The sequence below is a fragment of the Aneurinibacillus sp. REN35 genome, from assembly GCF_041379945.2.
In the GTDB taxonomy this organism is placed as follows: domain Bacteria; phylum Bacillota; class Bacilli; order Aneurinibacillales; family Aneurinibacillaceae; genus Aneurinibacillus.
The window spans coordinates 362,691-382,199 of record NZ_JBFTXJ020000002.1 but is presented as its reverse complement, the minus strand read 5'-3'; the positions used below and the strand labels follow the sequence as shown (position 1 = coordinate 382,199).

Sequence of the window (19,509 nt, the reverse complement as noted above, 5' to 3'; positions counted from 1 at the left end):
CATATGCTCGATCATACAGACATTGATTCTGTGCCTTGACCATCAAATGGCTCATTCGCTTACGTCCTGATTTTCTATGTATTCTCGGTAGCGGCGGTGAACGGTGGCACGGGACGCTTCATAGCCAAGCCCGCGCAATGTCAGCGCAATATCTTCAAATGGAAGCTTTCTGCGCCGCAGCTTAATAATCTCTTCGATTGGCAGTTCATTGCGCTTACGGCCGCCTTGATCGGTGTGCTTTAGATTGCGTTCCGGTCGGTATCCTTCTGCAATGGCACGCTGCATCCCGCGGGAAATCTTGTGGTTGGTTAGACGACGCTGGTATTCCTCTACAACAGCAAGAATCTCTAACACCATCCCTTCCATCTCGCTAAGCTGGAGCTCACCTTGATTATCCATAGCAAATACCTTGCCCCCCAACTTGCGAATTTGATGCAGCAATGCAATCTTACTATTCCCCCGACCAAGGCGCGACTCATCCTGTACGATGATTGCCGTAATCTCTTCTTCAGCCATTGCTTCCACCAACGCAAGCAATCGAGGACGTTCTAGCTCAAAACCGCTCTCTTGCTCCGATTCTTCGCATACTACCACCCATCCCATTTGCTTTGCATATTGCCGAAGTTCTTCCATCTGTCTCTTCAGGCTGCTCTCCTGCTCCTTGCGCTCCGTGCTCACCCTCGCATATAATCCAACATTCATTTTCTCTGCTCCTTCTCTTCTTATACAGACAAAACCCTCCGTACGTGGGGAGGGTTTTGCTTAATGCTTGTATTTATCCTTATGCGGCAGCGGCCCAATCTCTTTACCCTCTTCATCAACAAGACGAATGGATTCGAGATTGGCTTGTAATGAACTGCGAACAGCCTGAATGTATTCATTACGCAGTGCTTTCTGCTCTGCCTTTTCTTTATCCGTTAATCCGGCCTGCTTCGACTTGGCGGCCAGTTCATTAATCCGGCGAATTTTCTCTTCGGTAACCATACGGATCGACATCTCCTCTCTACGGTAGCATGTCCCTTCATTATAGCACGGATTACCTAAACATTAAACTTTCTCACTTTTCTATTCAACTGGAATGATAATATGATCTCCTGGCTGCACCACCGCTGATTTCAAGCCATTCTCATGCTGAATATAGAACAGCATTTCATTAATGGACATACCAGCTTGTTCATTATAACGGTCAGCAAGCTTCCATAATGTATCTCCCGGCTCTACTACTACCTCAATGCCTTTTGTCTGCGCTTCTTGTGCAGAGCCACCAATTGAGGCAAACACCAGATTAGCCATACTGAGGATTGCAATTCCAAGTACCATTCCAATAAGCAGCGATTTCTTGTTCATATAAAGATCCCCTTTCTATCTCCGTGATATCCGGTATGAAAAATATATGCCTGTCTATGTAAAGTAGAACCAAACAAAAATAGGAACGTCCGTTCTTTTTTATAGTAATCCGAACGAATGTTCCTGTCAATAAAAAATTAGAACTTATGTTTGTATAACAGAACAAATGTTGGTATAATGAGAACAATCAAAGATTCTATAAAGAATGGGGTGTGTGAATATGAAAAAGTTGTCCAGTCGCCAGCTCGCCATCCTGGATTACATAAAGAAGGAAGTCAAGGATAAGGGGTATCCGCCTTCCGTACGGGAAATTGGTGAAGCTGTTGGTCTTGCATCCAGTTCCACTGTACACGGGCATTTGGCTCGTCTCGAGAAAAAAGGGTTAATCCGACGCGATCCGACCAAGCCGCGTGCAATTGAGATTCTTGACGGTGAGCGCGGTGGAAGCGTAACGACGATGGAAGCTGTGAAGACGGTTACCGTACCGGTCATGGGGAAAGTTACAGCAGGGATGCCAATTACTGCGGTTGAGAATGTAGAGGAGTATTTCGTACTTCCGGAGAATACGGTAGGCAGTGATACGGTCTATATGCTTCGCATCCAAGGGGAAAGTATGATCGAAGCGGGAATTCTTGATGGAGACTATGTTATTGTTCGTCAGCAGCAGACAGCCAACAACGGTGATATTGTTGTCGCTATGACAGAAGAAGATGAAGCAACCGTGAAGCGGTTCTTCAAAGAGAGAAATCATATTCGCTTGCAGCCGGAGAATCCGACCATGGGACCGATCTTACTTCCTGCTGTCACCATTCTTGGTAAGGTTATTGGCGTTTACAGAAATATTCACTGATTTATACGAAGGAGAAGAGCCTTACCGCATACATGCGGTAAGGCTCTTCTTTGAATAGGCTCATATAGCAATAAAAAACCATACAATCATAATGAGCTGGATGATCACTTTGGCAACAACACTGCTGAGAAAGCCAAGCACGGTGCCAAGCGCAATACGCAGCGATATTTGTGGACCATTATTTCGTAAAAGTTCCACTGCAAAAACAGCAAGGAACGGTCCTACAATAATCGCAAACGGGCCTAAAATGACGCCAAGCAGTATCGGTCCTGCAATAATCCCGGCAACCGCTGCAATCATTGACCATTTATCTCCCCCATATTTCTTAACAAAATAAATATTAGAGAGCATATCCGCCCCGATTAAGAATAAGGTCAGCACCGTCATCGGTACCCAGAACGTCCAGCCGAGTGAAGCGGACGCTATCGTAAATTGATACAATAAAAAACCAATCCAGATGAGCAGGGCATCGGGAATAACCGGTATAACGATCCCGATGAAGCTGCCGAGAAACAATAGGCCTATTATGACCCAAATAGCAATCTCCATATCTATTTTGCGCCTCCCTTATTTTTTAAATCCCTTCATTACTCTTATACGAATAATAAAAAGAAAAAGACGCAGTATTTTTATTATTTGCTTTGAATTATGTCTCGCTTCTACTGCGGGTCATCTGCTGCCATACTGTACCGCTGGCCGCCTCTCCACTCTCAATACGCTCAAGCGCCATCTTAACCTGTAGGCTGACTTCAAATTCAGGATCATCCTGAGCTACGCGCAATGCAGGTATCGCCGTTTCATCTCCTACTTCATACAGAAAACGGGCAGCCCGCCAGCGCACCAGCTTATTCGGGTCTTCAAGCGCCTCCGTCATCGCTTTGATCGCGGAAGGGTCACCGAGGTCCGACAGTGTATCGCCTGCCGTACGGCGGACGACGCCCGATTTGTCTTTCAGCGCTTCGATCAGCAGCGGCACTATCTCTTTGCTTTCAACCATCCCCAGATAGACAACGGCCAAGCGGCGAATCGATGTTTTATCATCATGCAGCGCTTTATGGAGCACCGGGATATCCTGTTCACCCGGGTCCATCCGTGAGAGAGCTGCGAACCGCTTCTCCCAGTCCGGATTGTCCAGTATGCCTGCCACCGCTTTTCCAGAGAGACTTTCTTCGGCTACCGCCCTATCTTCAGTTTGTGCAAATGCCTGCTCTACAAGATGTTGTAGGCGCTCGTCATCATATGCAGCAGAGATTTCCTGGGCGACTTCTTCTCCAACCTCCTCCATCGTGCCATAACGCACTCCGCGATCCTCCCATTTCCTCTCCATTACCAGATTAGAGGAGGATGCCTGCGCTTTAAGAGCCGCATTCATAAATCGTTCCGGAAGACCAAACCGTTTCTGCTCACCGTTTGCTTCCAGCTTAATCTGCATAGGCAGGCCGCGGAACATTTGTACATTCACCTGCACTTCACCATATGTATCCTGTGCAGGCATTTCATCGATTGATTTATCAGGGACGTCTGTTGCACCAAGAATGCGACGCACCTGTGTCAAAATCTCACGCCAGTCCGTTTTTGGATTCCGCTCCAACGCAATGAAATCCACTACTTGGAATACACCTTTTACTCCAGGGATGAAGAGCAGCTTTTGAATGTGCTCAGGAGCTTCCTCTCTCGTTTTTGACGTGTAATTGTAACTTACTCCTACAGGTAGCTGTTCATCTAGATTCAACTTCATCGAATTCGGGCTTGGTGTGGGTTCAATTGATGTAATCTTCATAGTTATCCCTCCTGCATCCGGACATTTCCTTTATTGTAGCGTAAAATAATCAAATAACCAAATCCCAACTAAACAAATAAGAATTCATTATTTATTAATTAACGCGCTATTCTCTTCTCGTTATATTAACCGGAGATAAACAGCACTCCAGTTTTCGTGAAAATAAGTTACGTTCTTCAGGAATCATAAGATTCATAAAAAAACACCATCCTTTATCTCGCTATTAGAAAAAGAATCGTGTTTTATTCCGTTTTAGGGGTACCTTTAATTTTTAGCTTGATAGGCATGGGGTGACACCCTAGATATACAAACTTGCCCAAGAGAAACACGAGTGTTTATTATCTGATTTCATACAAATTCATCTCCGTGGTTCTGTGTAATCAACTTCAGTTGGACTCATCTCGAAGGGCTCGACGGCGTTCGTGCAGCACCAGTAGGATAATCATCCCCATTATTACACCTAAGACGATGCCGGCCTGTGTGGTCAACATCCATGCCAATGGGTACTCTGGGGAGGGTGGCGCATCGAGTCGCACGGAGGATAAGATGGAATAGAAGTTGTTAGAGAATAATGCGCCCGATGAAATCCATGCTGCTGCCATAGGGGGAAAAAACCACCTCGACCCACGGCGGGATACGATCACCAGTATGCCCCACGCACCAACAAAGGACCACACGCCTGTACTTAATGACAGCAGGTGCCACCACACATCACGTTCACTCATGGTTACTGGGTTGATACCGAAGGAACCGCCAACCGCCCAAAACACCTTAATGACACCGAGCAGAGTGCAGCCTACAGCGATGATCCTAGCCAAAATGATCTGCAGTTGTAACGTATTGCCCGGTAACTCCTTGTAGTTGGTTGTGCCACTCAGCGCCTCTGGCCAACGTGCCTTTGCATACCCCGCCAATGCAAGCGGCAGGAAAATGCCAATCCCGAAAAGGGAGATCATAACGAAGATCTGCTCATATATCCAGAAGTCGGTAGCACCTGCTTCTTGATCTCGGATCATAGCTGCAGGACCCAGAACCGGGGCAATTAACAGCATGGGAACGAGCAAACCGGTACCAACCCAAATGGGAAGAGCAACCACCCACGCAGGTAGTCGTTCCCCCCACGGCTTGCAAAACGCCATCGCAAGAAGGATACCAATCGCAGCGAGAACGGCGGTTACTGCGTTTATAATGCGCCAGCTAGCATTTCCCATTTGCTCCGTGGGAAGAAAGAGACCAAAAGTCCATACGATTTTGATCAGCAGGTAAGGAGTTACTGCTATTGCGGCACTATAACCGCAGATTCTACGTAACCTCATCAATTTTGATGTCTTCCTCTCTGCGCTACTTGTCACTTTCTCATCTCCTCTACAAGTTCTAACTCGCGACTCTAGATTATAATCCTAAAAACCGATGACGAATCCCATAAGATTTATTCATTGATAAAGCTCATCTGGTACACGTTTTGTCAGGATTAAAGTCACGTACTCTGTCAACTCAAAAGCTATTTTTTCTGGATCTGTGTAAAATGTGCACTCTCTCCAAGCACTAATACAATATAAACATTGTTCTGTTTCTCCCATTATTCTAGCATCAGATGTATGCATGTTAATATAATAAACGTAGCCATTAGGTGTTTTAATTACCTTTATTTTTTAAAAAGGTTTATTATATTTATACGCAGTATTTTAAAACTCATAATTACGCATTGAACATCTCCGCTACATATAGTACTATACATATACAAACATTTGTTCTATTCAGAAAACATTTGTCGCTTGCGTTAGGCTTCAATGAAATAGCATATGTAAAAAACAAAAAAAAGAAGGGAAATATGAAAGAAGTTCTATTTGTTATCTTGAATGATTATGCGGATTGGGAAGCTGCGCCTTTAGCAGCGGCGATTAACCAGAAAGAGGGCTTTTGTGTCAGAACGGTCTCCCTTACAAAAAAAGCTGTAGTATCCATAGGCGGCTTTTCAGTTCATCCAGATTACGATTTATCCGAAGCAGCAAACAAAGATTTTGCTGGATTAATACTTATTGGCGGCAATTCATGGCGAACCGAGGAAGCGAAACAAGTGAGAGAGCTTGTAGACCTTGCTATAAAGAAAAATGCTGTGGTAGCTGCTATTTGCGATGCAAGTGTTTATTTAGGTGCAATGGGAGCATTAAATGAAGTTGAACATACAAGCAATCAACTTCAGGATTTACAAAGCTATGCAGGTGAAAACTATACCAATGAAAGCAGCTATAAACATCAACAGGCAGTAAGAAGCGGAAACGTCGTAACAGCTAATGGAACAGCAAACTTAGAATTTTCCAAAGAGGTTTTACTAGCCCTTGACATGATGTCGAATAAAGAAGTTGAACAATGGTATAGTTTTTTTAAGTTGGGATACTATGAGGCCATAAAAAATAAGGCATAGGCTTTCCCAATCGACAGCTTCTATTGTTACCACTGGTGGGTGCCTGCTTCCTTTAAAATGAACAGAAGAGGTGATTTTATGATTTTGGGAATCAATTCCTATTTAGTTTCGGATGGTAAGGGACAAGAAGCTGTTACATTTTACGAGAATGCCCTGGATGCAAAAGTTCTCGCGCTTCGCACTTTTGGAGACATGCCTGAAAATCCAGAGCACCCCCTCCCTGCTGAGGCAAAAGACCGTGTACTACATGCACATTTAAAAGTGGGAAATACAGATCTGATGCTTTCTGATCTATTTCCAGGTCAACCGCATCAAATTGGTTCACAAGTAACGATCGCTATCAATATAAATAATGTAGAAAAATCAAGAGAAGTATTCGAAAAACTACAAGAAGACGGCCAGATTATTGCGCCGCTTCACGAAACGTTCTGGAGTCCCTTATATGGGCAGGTAACAGACAAATTCGGCGTAACCTGGCACATTTCAACACAAGACGGTAGCTGCTCTTTGTAACAGACAAATTCGGCACAGTATTCAATAAAGAAATAAGGGCGTGTTTTGATGGATTTCTTTCAAAACATGCCCTTATTTTTGAGCGTTCATTGCACTTCACGGAAGGCTTACAGCGCTTGCCATCGTCTATCATTCCCTTCATAATGGGAAGAAAATAAATAAGGGAGACGCAGAAATATGCAAAAATGGGCATACATATGCATCGCCACCGGCGCGGCTCTTTGGGGGATCATCTCGGTCTTTGTGCAGTTTCTATCGGCAAGCGGTTTTACACCACTGCAAATTGTCGCCATTCGTGTACTTTCCTCCGCGCTGCTGCTACTTGGCTACCTCGCGTGGAAAGATGCCGCGCTGCTGAGAATCAAGCTTGCTGATATCAAATACTTTGTGGGAACAGGTATTTTCAGCATCGTTTTCTTTAACTGGTGCTATTTCACCGCTATCCAAGAGACATCGGTTTCTGTTGCGGCCGTCTTGTTATATACCGGCCCCGCGTTCGTTACGATTCTTTCGCGCTTTTTATTCAAGGAATGGCTTACCTGGCGCAAAGTAATCGCGCTTCTTGTTACGTTTGCTGGCTGTGCATTCGTGGTCGGTCTCCTCCCCACCTTCGGAAGCACCGTTTCCTTGTTCGGTTTGCTTGTTGGAATTGGGGCGGGATTCGGCTATGCGTTGTACAGCATTTTCGGCAAATTTGCTCTGCGAAAATATGATTCGCTCACAGTAACCGCCTATACGTTTTTTGTTGCCAGCATTGGGATTCTGCCTCTAAGCGGCCTGTGGAATTCCTGGCACCTGTTCGCAAATCCAGATGTCGCTTTTTACAGTCTGGGTCTTGGATTGTTTCCTACCGTGCTGGCCTATCTTCTGTATACGTTCGGTCTCTCCCATGTGGAATCGAGCCGCGCGTCGATTACAGCAACAGTAGAGCCAATTGTGGCGACGCTTACCGGGACATTATTCTTCGGGGAAATTCTTACATTCTGGCAAACAATCGGAATTCTTCTTGTCATTGTTGCCGTTACACTTGTACAAGAGTCCAAAAAAGAAAATCCCCGAAACGCCCCAATCAACGCCTCAGTCTAATCCAACAACGAAGGAGCTTGCCAAGCCAATGGGGGCAGAGTAAGAGAGGACCTTATTTTCGTTCTTTTTTTCGGAAATAGGGTCCTCTCTCTTTATCTATTATTTACTGCCGTCTCTAAGCGCCCGAGCGCCTCCTCAAGCGTTGCACGTGAACAACCAAAGTTTAGACGCTGAAACCCTTGCCCGCCTCTGCCAAACGTATGCCCATCGTTAAGTCCAAGCCGTGCCTGTTCAATGATAAATTGTTTTAGCTCCGTATCACTCAGACCAAGTCCTCGAAAATCCAACCATCCCAAGTAGGTCGCTTCAGGAACCTTCATTCTAACGCCAGGTATGTGTTCTGCAAGAGATTGCTCTATATACTTGGCATTACCTAACAAATACACCAACAGCTCATCTAGCCACTCTTCCCCTTTGTCATAGGCGGCAATACACGCTTCAATGCCAAAAAGATTTACATGGTCAACCCCAACTTTTTCAATTGCGGCTTTCAGCTTTTTTAACAACTCCGAGTTCTGGGCCACCGCTAGGGAGGTAAACAAACCAGCTACATTAAAGGTTTTACTCGGGGATAGGAATGTAACACAGCGATTGGCCGCATCCTCCCCAAGCGAATAAAACGGCGTATGGACATACGGCTCATATACGAGATCAGCATGAATTTCATCAGCTAATACAATGAGATCCTTCTCTGCGCATAACGCCGCAAGCTCACGAAGCTCTTCCTGCGACCAGACACGACCCACCGGATTATGTGGACTGCATAAAATAAGAAGCTTCGTCCGTTCATCAATCACTTTCCTGAGTCCTTCTATATCCATTCTATAATGCCCGTCTTTTTCGACCAGCGGATTCTCCACTATTCGTCTCCCCCGCCCTAAGGCCGCGCTATAGAATGGCGGATATACCGGCGGCTGTACAATGACCTTATCACCGGGAGAGGTAAATGCTTCTACAGCCGCATACAAACCAGGCACAACCCCAGAGACGACTGTCATCCACTCCGGCTGAAGCTCTCTTCCAAAACGGCGTGCAGTCCATCGTACCGCAGCTTCATATAGCGCACGCGGTGTACCAGGATACCCGTATGCAGGATGCTGCGCTCGCCTCATCAATGCTTCTGTCACCCCTGGCGGGCAAGCAAAATCCATATCCGCCACCCATAACGGCAGTACATCATCTGCATCGAAGATTTCTTTGCGATAATCCCATTTGATCGAATTCGTATTCAGACGGGACAATAGGTTATCAAAGTTATATTTCACTGCGTTCCCTCCCTTTTCTATACTCTCGTACCCTGATGCTTACCCTTGTATCTTATCAAAATCAATATCGAATGAATATGTGATGTCGGTTCATTTTATTTTATCCGACAAAACAAGTAGACAAACTAGTAATTACGGTGATATAGTACTTGAAAATATGATACGAAGGAGAGCAGAGATGAGAGATATATTAAAAGAAGTGGCACGAGGAAAAAAGGGGGCCAAGGACCTTCCCTATGAAGAGGCGTTGCGCGGCGCCCGAATGATTCTCTCTCAAGAAGCAACATCAGCGCAAACAGCCGCTTTTTTTGTAGCGGAGCGCATTAAAATGGAGACTGCTGATGAGCTATTGGCATTCGTGGAAGCATTGAGGATGGGGGTGGCACAGCACCGAATTCCTGGAGGCATTGATTGTGCCGGCCCGTATGACGGACGAAAAAAATCATTTTTTACAAGTTTTCCGGCCGCTTTTGTTACGGCTGCATGCGGCGTGCCGGTAACACTGCACAGTGGCAGATCCCTTCCACCTAAATGGGGCATAACCATCCATGATATTGTGCAATCGCTTGGCATACAGACAGAAGACAAGGACGCCTTCCTACAGGCTGCCCATAAGTCCGGTGTGCTGTATGTACAAGCGGAAATATGGAATGAACCACTGGCCAGTCTTCGTCCACTGCGTGAGGAACTCAGCTTCCGAACGATGCTCAATACCGCAGAAAAGCTGGTACGTTATAGCGATGCACCGTATATGGCCGTCGGTGTCTTCCATGGTACGGTGTTTGAGAAAATGGCAAGCATGATGATACAGCTTGGTGTACGGCGAGGTATTGTTGTTCAGGGGATGGAAGGCTCCGAGGATATTCCGACGCACCAGCGTACGCGTACCCTCATAGTAAACGAGGGAACACATGAACTCTTCATCATCGATCCGGAAGCTCTGGGCTTGCAGACGGATGCTCCCGCTGTAGATTGGACGCCTAAACTACAGGCAAGCACAGCATTACAAGTACTCAAAGGCAGCGCAGATCTCGCATATACGAATCTCGTTCTCCTCAACAGCGCGATTCGACTATGGATTGCCGAAAAAACGGTATCGCTTGAAGACGGACTCAGGTTATCCCGAGAAGCTCTAGCGAACGGCGAAGCACTAGCCCGCTACCATGCATGGAAAGAAAACCTCCTCCTTGCCTCCTCTCGCCCTTAAATGATTGTACGCTAAACAAGCCGGTAGCTGTATCTTACCTCCCGGCTTGTTTAGCGTTAACAAAATCTTTTGTCTTCTTAACTTACCGTATCTGATATTCACCATTTATGGCTTTACTATACCGTTCTGCCGAGCGGCGTACCGCTTCTCTACCATTCTCACGTACCACACGGCCAAACGCACCATACACCATAGCAAATTCATATGGCTCCACCACCTGCCAAATGTGTTCTACCTCTGATGCTGGCAGCGGAATAAGATTAGGATAACTATACATAAAGCTAACCCAGCACTCATCAGCCACGACCTGAATGGTGTCGCCTGTAAGCAATGCACCCTGCCCCTTTGCACCATGCTCCCAATGCAGCACCGTACTGCCCGCAAAATGCCCACCGGTTCGCAACAGGCTAACTCCTTCTGCCTGTACGGGAAGCAGCGTATCGCCTGACCAATAGTGGATGCGGTCACTTTCACGCATCACCCACTGTCGATCTGCTTCATGGATATAAATAAGCGCATCAAATGTATCCGCCCATTCAACCATACTGGAATAATAATGCGGATGGGAAATAGCAATCGTATCAATCCCTCCCATCTCACGGATCATACGAATCGTCTCTTCGTCGATATACGACAGACAATCCCACAGCATATTTCCAGCCGGTGTCCGAATGAAAAACGCACGCTGACCGATTGCAAAGGTAGGTTCCGTATACATTGAGAGCAGTCCGGGCTCTTCGTCTTTAAATACATTCCGATATGACTCGCTGCGCAGCGAGTCAAGCGACGTCCATTTCTGTCCGGTAGCCGCTACATACTGCCGCTCGTCATTGCAGATTGGACAAAGGGTAGGTGGTGCCGCGCTTCGGGCAAATTGAGTTCCGCATGTCACACAAATAAAGTGCTGCATAGCTTTCCTCCTCATATTCAATTCTTCTAAAAAAGGCTGCATCCTTTTGTTTACTCTTCTATCTCTTTTGCATATTTCCTTTTTTGTAATATGCTACTACTCTCTTCTTCCCACTACAAATAGTAGATTCTCCCCTGTCTTCGTGATATAGTTTGAATATACAAAAAAATCGAGCGAGCGAGCGTTCGTTCAAGTTTTTCTTTCGCTATCTCACCCTATACATAGAGGAGATGATCAACGTCATGCCTGCTTCTGCTATCCAATTTTTTGAACGTACGTTTCCGAGCGCCAATATGGTACTGCTGCACGGAGCACACCCCATTCTCGTTGATACAGGATTCGGCAGTGATATTACAGAGACAGAAGCATTACTGAGTGAATCCGGAGTACGTCCTATCGCGCTCTCCCTGATCGTCAATACCCATTACCACAGCGACCACGTCGGCGGGAACCATGTGCTGCAGGAAAAGTACGGCATTCCGATTGCCGCGCATCGCTGGGACGCAGAAATGATTAACAACCGGGATTATGACGCATGCGGTGCCGAATGGCTTGATCAGCCGATTGAACCATACACAGTGCAGCACATGCTCTCAGATGAAGACATACTTGATACGGGTAGTGTGCTTGTTCACGTGCTGCATACGCCCGGACATACACTCGGTCATATCGCATTGTATGCTCCTGAAGAGAAAACCTTACTGTGCGGCGACCTCTTCCACCGCTCCGATGTAGGGTGGATCAACCGCTTTCGGGAAGGAGCCGGGGCGATACAGCGAAGCCTTCTTAGTCTAGAGCGCCTTGCTTCTCTGCCGATTGAGCGAGCTTATTCCGGTCACGGCTCAGCCATTGAAGACCCGATGCGATCCCTCGACGCAGCAAGACGCAGATTGGAATCCTGGCTCACTACACCAGAGCGGATCGGCTGGCATGCCTGCAAACGGGTTTTTGCGTATGCCCTTATGATTTTTGATGGGATGCATGAAGACGAGGTATCCGACTACTTACTGAGCTGTGCCTGGTTCCATGACTTCAGCCGTCACATTTTTCAAGCGGAACCCCGCGATTTCGTCGCCCCTCTTCTCGCTGAGATGATTCGCTCCGGTGCGGCAATCCAGGAGGGGAGACGCATTCTTGCTGGGGCGGCCTATACTCCACCTGCATCCAACTGGCTCACATCACCCGCTCGACCCAATGCATGGCCTAACGCCACACCTTTTTCACAGCAGCCGTAACACGATAGGACTCCTCGTCTTGTTTCAATCGTTTCATCGCCCCAGGCATCGGGTATTTGGTAACTACATCCTGATTGTAGGAGGGAATGTACCATGAACAGCGAAGAACGCAAAGAAGAACTACTGCGAAACAAACGAGAGACAGATAAGCAGAAACAGCAATTCGCTGCCTATGTAAAAAACCAGCAGGAAGGCCAGCCAGAAAATCAGATGAATCAAGAAATCGAAGACAGCCAGCGAACAGCTGATGAGCAGAACCGCATGAAAGATACAGAGAATCAAAGACGATAGACAACACAAGTAATCCCGAAGTTCGCATACATCCTGCGAACTTCGGGATTTATTTTTGACTATTTCTACATCGCGCAATGCAAGGAGCGGCGCGGCAGCTTCCACTTATAATAATCCATAAAGCTGAATGGGATCATGCACATCAACAATACCAACACCAATACACACTTCCTCCTGCAGCGCCATGATGCCGTCAAGCAAAACATGGATTGAAAAAATTTTATCTATCGACCCGGACAGAAAAAATTTCCTGAGATTTTTTTCTTATAAATTAATAGATAACAAACAATTATTTCCTTTTTCTTTCCTAAACCAATGTCGGACTGTATACCCTTGGCATATAATAATAGATCGTACATAATTTAAAATAGTTAAAAAATTTACAATGATAAAAATATAAGGAGGAAGTACATAATGCGCAAAACATTTCTCTCTACTCTTCTCGCAGCAAGTCTATTAGCGGGAAGCACCGCTGTATACGCAGCACCTCCCGCTCATGTTGAACAGGCCAAGCATGGGCAGGGGCAAGCCCAAAAAGCTTTTGATCAGCAGATTGTAAAGAAAACAGATGCAAATGCGATGTACCGCACGATCGAAACGCTAGCCAAGACACCTCGCGTAGCCGGATCTCCTGAAGAATTGCAGAGTGTACGCTATATTGAGAAGCAGTTCAAATCTTTCGGCTATAAAGTTGACGTGCAGCCATTTCAATTCGAAGGCTATAAAGCACCTTCCGAAGTCTCCCTGCATATAGGAAACGAGGCGAAAGAAGCCCATGTGTTTACATATTCACCTAACGGAAATGTAACGGCTGAATTGGTTGATGTAGGGCTTGGTACAGAAGCCGATGTGGCAGGCAAAAACCTGACAGGCAAAATCGCCCTTGTACAACGCGGAAGCCTTACCTTTGGCGAGAAGGTAAAAAATGCCGCCAAACAAGGCGCCAAAGCGATTATTATCTACAACAACGTAGATGGCAAACTTGATGGTACATTAGGCGGCGCCGATGCCTCCTTCGTCGCCGCTGTGGGGATTACCAAAGCGGACGGCGAAGCATTGGCTGCCAAGCTCAAAGCAGGAGAAGCGGTAACGGCTACAGTCAAGGTAGCAGGTTCGGAAGTGAGAAAGCTGACATCACATAACGTAATCGCGACCAAGAAGCCAAATGCCAACAAGAAAAATACAAAAGATATGATCATCATCGGTTCACACCATGACTCCGTAGAGGGAGCACCAGGCGCTAATGACGATGCATCCGGCGTGGCCGTCACGCTTGAGTTAGCACGCATTATGTCCAAATTGAAAACCGATACGGAGATTCGCTTCGTTACCTTTGGGGCAGAGGAAAACGGCCTGATCGGCTCAGAGAAATATGCGGCTACACTAACTCCGGATGAAATCAAGCGCACAATCGGCATGTTCCAATTGGATATGGTCGGCAGCCGGGACGCAGGGGATTTGATCATGTATACAATTGACGGGGAGAAAAACCGTGTGACCGATCTCGGAGCAGCGGCAAGCTCCCGCCTGAGCGGAGTGCTCCCGTATGGTCAGGAAGGACGCAGCGACCACGAATCCTTCCATGCGCTTGGTATTCCATCCGCCCTGTTCATCCATGCACCGGTAGAACCGTGGTATCACAGTCCAGATGATACGCTAGATAAGATCAGCAAAGAAAAGCTCAAAAATGTAGCGGATATTGTCGGCTCCGCTGTCTATCAAGCAGCCCGCCCGGGTGATTTACGAATCGAGAAGGTAGACTATCCGAAAAAAGAAGTGGAGTTACAAGGCTAATTCCCTTTTTATATGTGGTCTTAGCGTTGTTTTAACAAAAAGAAGCGCTCCTTGTTGGTAAATAGGGAGCGCTTCTTTTTCTATTCTAAGGCCGAACAATCGTTACTTTTCCGTTTTCTACATACACAAAACGATAGGCCGGATATACCCATTGTTCTACCACGCCGTTTTCCGTTTCGGTCCGGTTAATATATTTGGGCGCGCCCCAGCTCGATGTACGAACCTGCTCTCTTGTCATACCCACTTTCGGTGCGGGGCGCTTGTCCTGTGCTGTCTGCGCCTTCTTCAACTCTAGCTGCCAAGCCGCTTGCACATCACGTTTTAGCGCCGTGACTTCTTCATACAGATCCCCCTGGTAGTCATCCGGAATTTTATGCAGACTGCTCAGCGCCGCCGCATAACCGCCCATCCCGCCATTCGTCATCTCCCGCCTTGCCTGTACATATATAAGAAGCGTCTTCGCATCCTCAACATCTGTTACCTCTTGCAGCAAGCGCTGCGCTTCGGGCCAATTCTTTTCTTTGATACTATGGATCGCCCTCTCATACGTCGTTGCTTCCGTATAGCTCTGCACGTGTCCGGATGCATAGATAAGCAAGAACACTACACCAGCGCACAGCAGAAGCCAGCGCATACCGGTTCTGTTTCCCATACGCACTGCCTGTTGCTTATTCATATTTTCGTCTCCATTCTTTATACCGCTCATTCTGTATGCTTACGTAATTTTTTAGCATTACTACTATCATTATAGATGCAACCCCACAGAAAAAAGTTGCGAAAAAGTTAAAATCACCGACAAATATTTGACAGTTTCCAGATAACCTGCTATTCTACGGATAATTTCATAAGGAAGTCCACTAGGGGTGCCGTAATGGCTGAGATAAAGCACTGCTTTGATCCCTTTGAACCTGATCTGGATTATACCAGCGTAGGAAAGTGGCAGCGATGATACGCCATGCCTTTATGGTTGGCACATGCTTTTCGTCTCGTATGCCGCTCTATGATAGAGCGGCTTTTTATTTTGAGACGGCCGCCCCTGTGGAATGTCTTCTTTTGAAAAACCAACTACGTAGGAGGAATTTGTATGATGACATTTACTGAACAGCTTCGCCGGGAGGCCGATCCAATTTTTGAAGCCATTTTTGCTCACCCATTCGTGCAAGGCATTGCCAACGGTGATCTGGACAAAGAGGCTATTATTCATTATGTAAAACAGGATTTTGAATATCTTAATACATTCGCCCGCATCTACGGCATCGCCATCTCTAAATGCGACGCGCGCGAAGATATGGCAATGTTTGCGGAGCAGGTTTCCTTTACGCTGCACGGAGAAGCCCACCCGCACAATAATCTGTGCCGCGTAGCCGGAGTGCGCTATGAAGATCTGCAGGGTTATCCGTTGGCACCGAACGCAAGCCACTATACCCGCCATATGCTGACGGTCGCCCATGAAGGCACGCTTGGTGAAATCATCGCCGTGCTGCTGCCATGCCCGTGGACGTATCTAGAAATCGGCCAAAAGCTGATGAAGGAAGTGAATCCATCTCCAGCGCATCCGTTCTATGATTGGATTACTTTTTATGGCGAGGCATCCATGAACGCGCTCACAGATGCATTCTGCGAACGGCTCAACCGCTGGGCTGAACACGCCGATGAAGCGGAAAAACAAAGAATGACCCGGCATTTCTTAACAAGCTGCCAGTTGGAATACTTGTTCTGGGATATGGCGTATACGAAACAGGAATGGCCAGTAGAAATCGGACAGGTAAGCAAACGATGAGCTGGAAAATGCGCGAGGTTGTGCTGGCGGTCGTACTTTCGATCGCCTGCGGAGTGCTTTATCTTGGCTGGTCTACACTGTGGCTACCGATCTCGGCGCTCGTAGGACCGGTCGGTGCGGAATTTATGTTCGGTGTATGGGTGGTCGCAAGCCCACTCGTCGCCTTCATTGTCCGCAAGCCGGGCGCTGCGCTGATTGCCGAGCTGGCGGCAGCGGCTGTGGAGGTATTTACCGGCAGTCACTTCGGCCTCTCTTCCCTTTTGATCGGCTTTGCCCAGGGCCTTGGAGCAGAACTTGCCTTCTTCTTGTTCCGCTATAAAAAATATAACGTATTTACCCTGATGCTATCAGGTGCTTTAGCCGCTGTGGGCAGCATGGCATACAGCCTGATCGCCAACGGATTCGGCTATTATACACCAGGTGTGCTGACCGCAACGTTTACCCTACGCATCGTAAGCGGCATGATCCTAGGTGGCCTGCTGGGCAAAGTTCTGGCCGAGTCACTGGCGAAAACCGGTATCCTTGGTCAATACGAAATCATGCGGCAGCGCAGAGGACAGCGGGGTGAGGGCTATGACTCCGCATCTGGCATGTAAGAATCTTTCCGTCCGTTTTTATGATGCTGATGTCTATACGCTGCGTGATCTGTCCCTTTCCATACAGCCCGGAGAAAAGGTTCTACTGCTCGGACCTTCCGGCTGTGGAAAGTCTACGCTGCTATCTGTGCTATCCGGCATCATTCCTCATGCGATTGAAGCGGAGATGGAGGGAACTGTAACACGTTCCTCCTCTGTCGGTGTTATGTTTCAAGACCCAGATGCGCAATTCTGTATGCTAACCGTTGGAGATGAGATTGCGTTTAGCTTAGAAAATCGCTGCATCCCCCGCGCAGAGATGGACGAACGCATCGGGCAGGCGATGGAACAAGCCGGTCTTTTTGTACCGAAGCACACACCCATTGAGACGCTCTCCGGCGGCATGAAGCAGCGGCTGGCCCTTGCTTGCCTGCTGGCGCTGGAAGCCGATGTGCTGTTTTTCGATGAACCGACCGCCCAGCTTGATCCGCAGGGACGAAGCGATGTATTTGCACAGCTTAAAACCATTGCAGAAACAGGAAAAACCATGGTATTTGTCGAGCATGTGCTTGACGGATTGATTGACTGGATGGATCGGGTGATTGTGCTGAACGCAAACGGACAGCTCATCGGGGAAGGTACACCGCAGGAAGTTCTCCTGCGCTATGAAAAAGAGATGGAGCAAGCAGGTATCTGGCGTCCCCGCCTCTTTCCCTACACAATGGATGAGGTCGCAGCGGACGAGTCCCATCCGCTGGCCAAAGCGTGGGATGCTTCACTTCATTGTACCAAGGCACGTGCCGACTCGTACCGTGATAAGAATGACTATAAAGAAATCTATACAGCTACCGACCTTACTCTTGGATACGGCAACCATCCGGTGCTTGATGCTGTCTCCTTCTCCATCAGGGAAGGAGAATGGACAGTACTAATCGGGGAAAATGGGGCAGGCAAAAGCACCCTGCTGCAAGCGCTAGCTGGCCTGAGAAAAGGAAAACGGGACACGCTTCATTACATGGGACGCCCCCTCCATGCATGGTCGGCCAAAAAGCTGTACGAGCAGATCGGCTTCGTATTTCAAAACCCGGAGCTTCAGTTTGTGACCGACCGGGTGTATGACGAAATTGCTTTTGGCGGACGTCAGCGCGGGATTGACGCTTCCGTTCTTCATGAGCGGACGATGCGGCTGCTCTATGAATTTGCCCTGGATGCGCACCGTGACGCCCATCCCTTTACCTTAAGCCAGGGACAGAAGCGCCGGCTCAGCGTAGCGACCATGCTGCTTTTTGATCAAAAGGTATTGCTGCTTGACGAACCAACCTTCGGACAGGATGCAGCCACGTCTGCTCAACTGCTCGCCCGGCTGGCCCAGCGCAAAGAACAGGGTACCTCCATCGTCATGGTGACGCATGATATGGAGCTCGTCAACCAATACGCCGACCGAGTTCTCTGGATCTCGGACGGAGCCATCCGTTTTGACGGAGCGCCGTATGATCTGTTTTCAAGCAGCACACCGCTGCCCGGCCTAATCCGGCCAACCGCTTATGAATGGAAACGGAGGCGACAGCATGAACAGCAGCACATCACGCTTGGCGCATATTAATCCAGCAGTAAAGCTTACCGCCCACCTTATAGTCATGCTGTTTCTTATGGCGGTAGCAGACCCTATTACATCCGCGCTGCTGTGGCTGCTTGCGCTTGCGATAGGCATGCTGTTCGGCGGCTGGAATGTGCGCTATTTGCTGCGGCGGATCGTTCCTTACTTCGGCTTCTTCCTACTCGTATTCTGGATGCTGGCCGCATTCGGCAAAGGAGTGCATGTCGTCTGGCAATTTGCCTGGTTCCGCGTTACAACAGAAGGCATGTATCACGGGCTAACCATCGCATTTCGCATGCTCGGCTTTGTTACGTACGGACTTTTATTCACCTCTACAACCGATACGACACAATTGGTAATGAGCTTAATCCATCAATATCGTCTTGCCCCCAAATGGGGCTACGGTCTGCTGGCGGGTCTGCGCTTTATCCCGCTGTTCCAAAGCGAACTGGCACAGATGAAAGCCGCCCATCGCATTCGCGGCTTCCATACGCAGGGAAGACTGAAATCCTTTGCCCGCTATACGCTGCCGCTGTTCACACAGGGCATCCGTAAAGCGGAGCGCGTCGCTGTAGCGATGGAAGCCCGCGGATTTGACGGTGCGAAGCCGCGGACGTATTATTATGTTCCAAGCATATCAGGGATGGACTGGGCCTATTGTGCTTTATTGCTTTGCGCTGTGCTTGCCATCGTATGGCTTTCCATTTCCTTTGGCTGGCTTCAATGGGCCTGGGCAGTGTCTATGTAAGCCTGCACCGGCCATTGATAAATTGCCTGATGACCTCGCGAACCGGCAGGCTTTGAGCACTTGACTTTGTTCCGAAAAAAGCGGCCGAGACATCTCCGGCAGTCGG

General features: G+C 47.9%; 21 protein-coding genes, 1 pseudogene and 1 riboswitch. Of the genes and pseudogenes, 12 read left to right on the top strand and 10 right to left on the bottom strand.

The window, feature by feature from the left end:
• Positions 1-51: 51 nt before the first annotated feature.
• The 3 genes from AB3351_RS05215 to yneA all read right to left on the bottom strand — a co-directional run bounded on the left by AB3351_RS05215 (position 52) and on the right by yneA (position 1,347).
• Positions 52-702, bottom strand: coding sequence for a YneB family resolvase-like protein (locus tag AB3351_RS05215; RefSeq protein ID WP_371146059.1), 651 nt, complete (start codon positions 700-702; stop codon positions 52-54).
• 60 nt (positions 703-762) lie between these two features.
• Positions 763-984 (bottom strand): DUF896 domain-containing protein, encoded by a 222-nt coding sequence (locus AB3351_RS05210; protein WP_371146058.1) that lies wholly within the window; start codon positions 982-984, stop codon positions 763-765.
• 81 nt (positions 985-1,065) lie between these two features.
• A complete protein-coding gene (gene yneA / locus AB3351_RS05205; RefSeq protein ID WP_371146057.1) occupies positions 1,066-1,347 on the bottom strand; it encodes a cell division suppressor protein YneA in 282 nt (93 codons plus the stop codon).
• A 220-nt stretch (positions 1,348-1,567) separates the two neighbouring features.
• Between yneA and lexA the strand changes: the two genes are divergently transcribed.
• Positions 1,568-2,197 carry a transcriptional repressor LexA gene (lexA, locus tag AB3351_RS05200; protein ID WP_371146056.1) on the top strand — a complete coding sequence of 210 codons (630 nt, stop codon included), beginning with the start codon at positions 1,568-1,570 and terminating at the stop codon, positions 2,195-2,197.
• A gap of 60 nt (positions 2,198-2,257) precedes the next feature.
• Here lexA and AB3351_RS05195 read toward each other — a convergent pair whose 3' ends face one another.
• The 4 genes and pseudogenes from AB3351_RS05195 to AB3351_RS05180 all read right to left on the bottom strand — a co-directional run.
• A complete protein-coding gene (locus AB3351_RS05195; RefSeq protein ID WP_371146055.1) occupies positions 2,258-2,746 on the bottom strand; it encodes a DUF456 domain-containing protein in 489 nt (162 codons plus the stop codon).
• Between the two features lie 97 nt (positions 2,747-2,843).
• Positions 2,844-3,977 carry a conserved virulence factor C family protein gene (locus AB3351_RS05190; RefSeq protein WP_371146054.1) on the bottom strand — a complete coding sequence of 378 codons (1,134 nt, stop codon included), beginning with the start codon at positions 3,975-3,977 and terminating at the stop codon, positions 2,844-2,846.
• Between the two features lie 386 nt (positions 3,978-4,363).
• A complete protein-coding gene (locus AB3351_RS05185; protein WP_371146053.1) occupies positions 4,364-5,329 on the bottom strand; it encodes a hypothetical protein in 966 nt (321 codons plus the stop codon).
• An 84-nt stretch (positions 5,330-5,413) separates the two neighbouring features.
• Positions 5,414-5,629 (bottom strand): annotated as a pseudogene (locus AB3351_RS05180) (carboxymuconolactone decarboxylase family protein); the annotation flags it as partial.
• A gap of 179 nt (positions 5,630-5,808) precedes the next feature.
• On the opposite strand from AB3351_RS05180, the gene AB3351_RS05175 reads away from it, so the two are divergent.
• From AB3351_RS05175 to AB3351_RS05165, 3 genes are all read left to right on the top strand, one after another.
• Positions 5,809-6,402, top strand: coding sequence for a type 1 glutamine amidotransferase family protein (locus AB3351_RS05175; protein ID WP_371146052.1), 594 nt, complete (start codon positions 5,809-5,811; stop codon positions 6,400-6,402).
• A gap of 78 nt (positions 6,403-6,480) precedes the next feature.
• Positions 6,481-6,915 (top strand): VOC family protein, encoded by a 435-nt coding sequence (locus AB3351_RS05170; protein ID WP_371146051.1) that lies wholly within the window; start codon positions 6,481-6,483, stop codon positions 6,913-6,915.
• A gap of 177 nt (positions 6,916-7,092) precedes the next feature.
• Positions 7,093-8,001, top strand: a complete 909-nt coding sequence (locus AB3351_RS05165) for a DMT family transporter (protein WP_371146050.1) — start codon at positions 7,093-7,095, stop codon at positions 7,999-8,001.
• Between the two features lie 92 nt (positions 8,002-8,093).
• Here the strand turns inward: AB3351_RS05165 and AB3351_RS05160 are convergent, their stop codons facing one another.
• Positions 8,094-9,266 carry a MalY/PatB family protein gene (locus tag AB3351_RS05160; protein WP_371146049.1) on the bottom strand — a complete coding sequence of 391 codons (1,173 nt, stop codon included), beginning with the start codon at positions 9,264-9,266 and terminating at the stop codon, positions 8,094-8,096.
• 178 nt (positions 9,267-9,444) lie between these two features.
• On the opposite strand from AB3351_RS05160, the gene AB3351_RS05155 reads away from it, so the two are divergent.
• Positions 9,445-10,473, top strand: a complete 1,029-nt coding sequence (locus AB3351_RS05155) for an anthranilate phosphoribosyltransferase (protein ID WP_371146048.1) — start codon at positions 9,445-9,447, stop codon at positions 10,471-10,473.
• An 82-nt stretch (positions 10,474-10,555) separates the two neighbouring features.
• On the opposite strand, the gene AB3351_RS05150 is transcribed toward AB3351_RS05155, so the two are convergent.
• Positions 10,556-11,383, bottom strand: coding sequence for an MBL fold metallo-hydrolase (locus AB3351_RS05150; protein ID WP_371146047.1), 828 nt, complete (start codon positions 11,381-11,383; stop codon positions 10,556-10,558).
• Between the two features lie 242 nt (positions 11,384-11,625).
• Here AB3351_RS05150 and AB3351_RS05145 point away from each other — a divergent pair, with 242 nt between their 5' ends.
• The 3 genes from AB3351_RS05145 (at position 11,626) to AB3351_RS05135 (ending at position 14,703) form a co-directional block, all read left to right on the top strand.
• Positions 11,626-12,618, top strand: a complete 993-nt coding sequence (locus tag AB3351_RS05145) for an MBL fold metallo-hydrolase (protein WP_371146046.1) — start codon at positions 11,626-11,628, stop codon at positions 12,616-12,618.
• A gap of 93 nt (positions 12,619-12,711) precedes the next feature.
• Positions 12,712-12,909, top strand: a complete 198-nt coding sequence (locus tag AB3351_RS05140; protein ID WP_371146045.1) for a hypothetical protein — start codon at positions 12,712-12,714, stop codon at positions 12,907-12,909.
• Between the two features lie 414 nt (positions 12,910-13,323).
• Positions 13,324-14,703: a M28 family peptidase gene (locus AB3351_RS05135; protein WP_371146044.1), complete on the top strand. Its 1,380-nt coding sequence runs from the start codon at positions 13,324-13,326 to the stop codon at positions 14,701-14,703.
• Positions 14,704-14,788: 85 nt separating this feature from the next.
• Here the strand turns inward: AB3351_RS05135 and AB3351_RS05130 are convergent, their stop codons facing one another.
• Positions 14,789-15,379, bottom strand: coding sequence for a hypothetical protein (locus tag AB3351_RS05130; protein WP_371146043.1), 591 nt, complete (start codon positions 15,377-15,379; stop codon positions 14,789-14,791).
• A 173-nt stretch (positions 15,380-15,552) separates the two neighbouring features.
• A riboswitch (TPP riboswitch) is annotated at positions 15,553-15,655 on the top strand.
• A 135-nt stretch (positions 15,656-15,790) separates the two neighbouring features.
• Here AB3351_RS05130 and tenA point away from each other — a divergent pair.
• From tenA to AB3351_RS05110, 4 genes are read left to right on the top strand one after another with little or no spacing between them, the layout of a single operon-like run.
• The gene (gene tenA, locus AB3351_RS05125) at positions 15,791-16,483 is read left to right on the top strand and encodes a thiaminase II (protein ID WP_371146270.1); all 693 of its coding nucleotides are present in this window, start codon (positions 15,791-15,793) and stop codon (positions 16,481-16,483) included.
• Positions 16,480-17,079, top strand: coding sequence for an ECF transporter S component (locus AB3351_RS05120; protein ID WP_371146042.1), 600 nt, complete (start codon positions 16,480-16,482; stop codon positions 17,077-17,079). The genes tenA and AB3351_RS05120 overlap by 4 nt, the downstream gene beginning before the upstream one ends.
• Entirely contained in the window at positions 17,057-18,661 is a 1,605-nt protein-coding gene (locus AB3351_RS05115) for an ABC transporter ATP-binding protein (protein WP_371146269.1), read from the top strand. Before AB3351_RS05120 ends, AB3351_RS05115 begins: the two co-directional genes overlap by 23 nt.
• A complete protein-coding gene (locus tag AB3351_RS05110; protein ID WP_371146041.1) occupies positions 18,627-19,403 on the top strand; it encodes an energy-coupling factor transporter transmembrane component T family protein in 777 nt (258 codons plus the stop codon). The genes AB3351_RS05115 and AB3351_RS05110 overlap by 35 nt, the downstream gene beginning before the upstream one ends.
• Positions 19,404-19,509 lie beyond the last annotated feature (106 nt).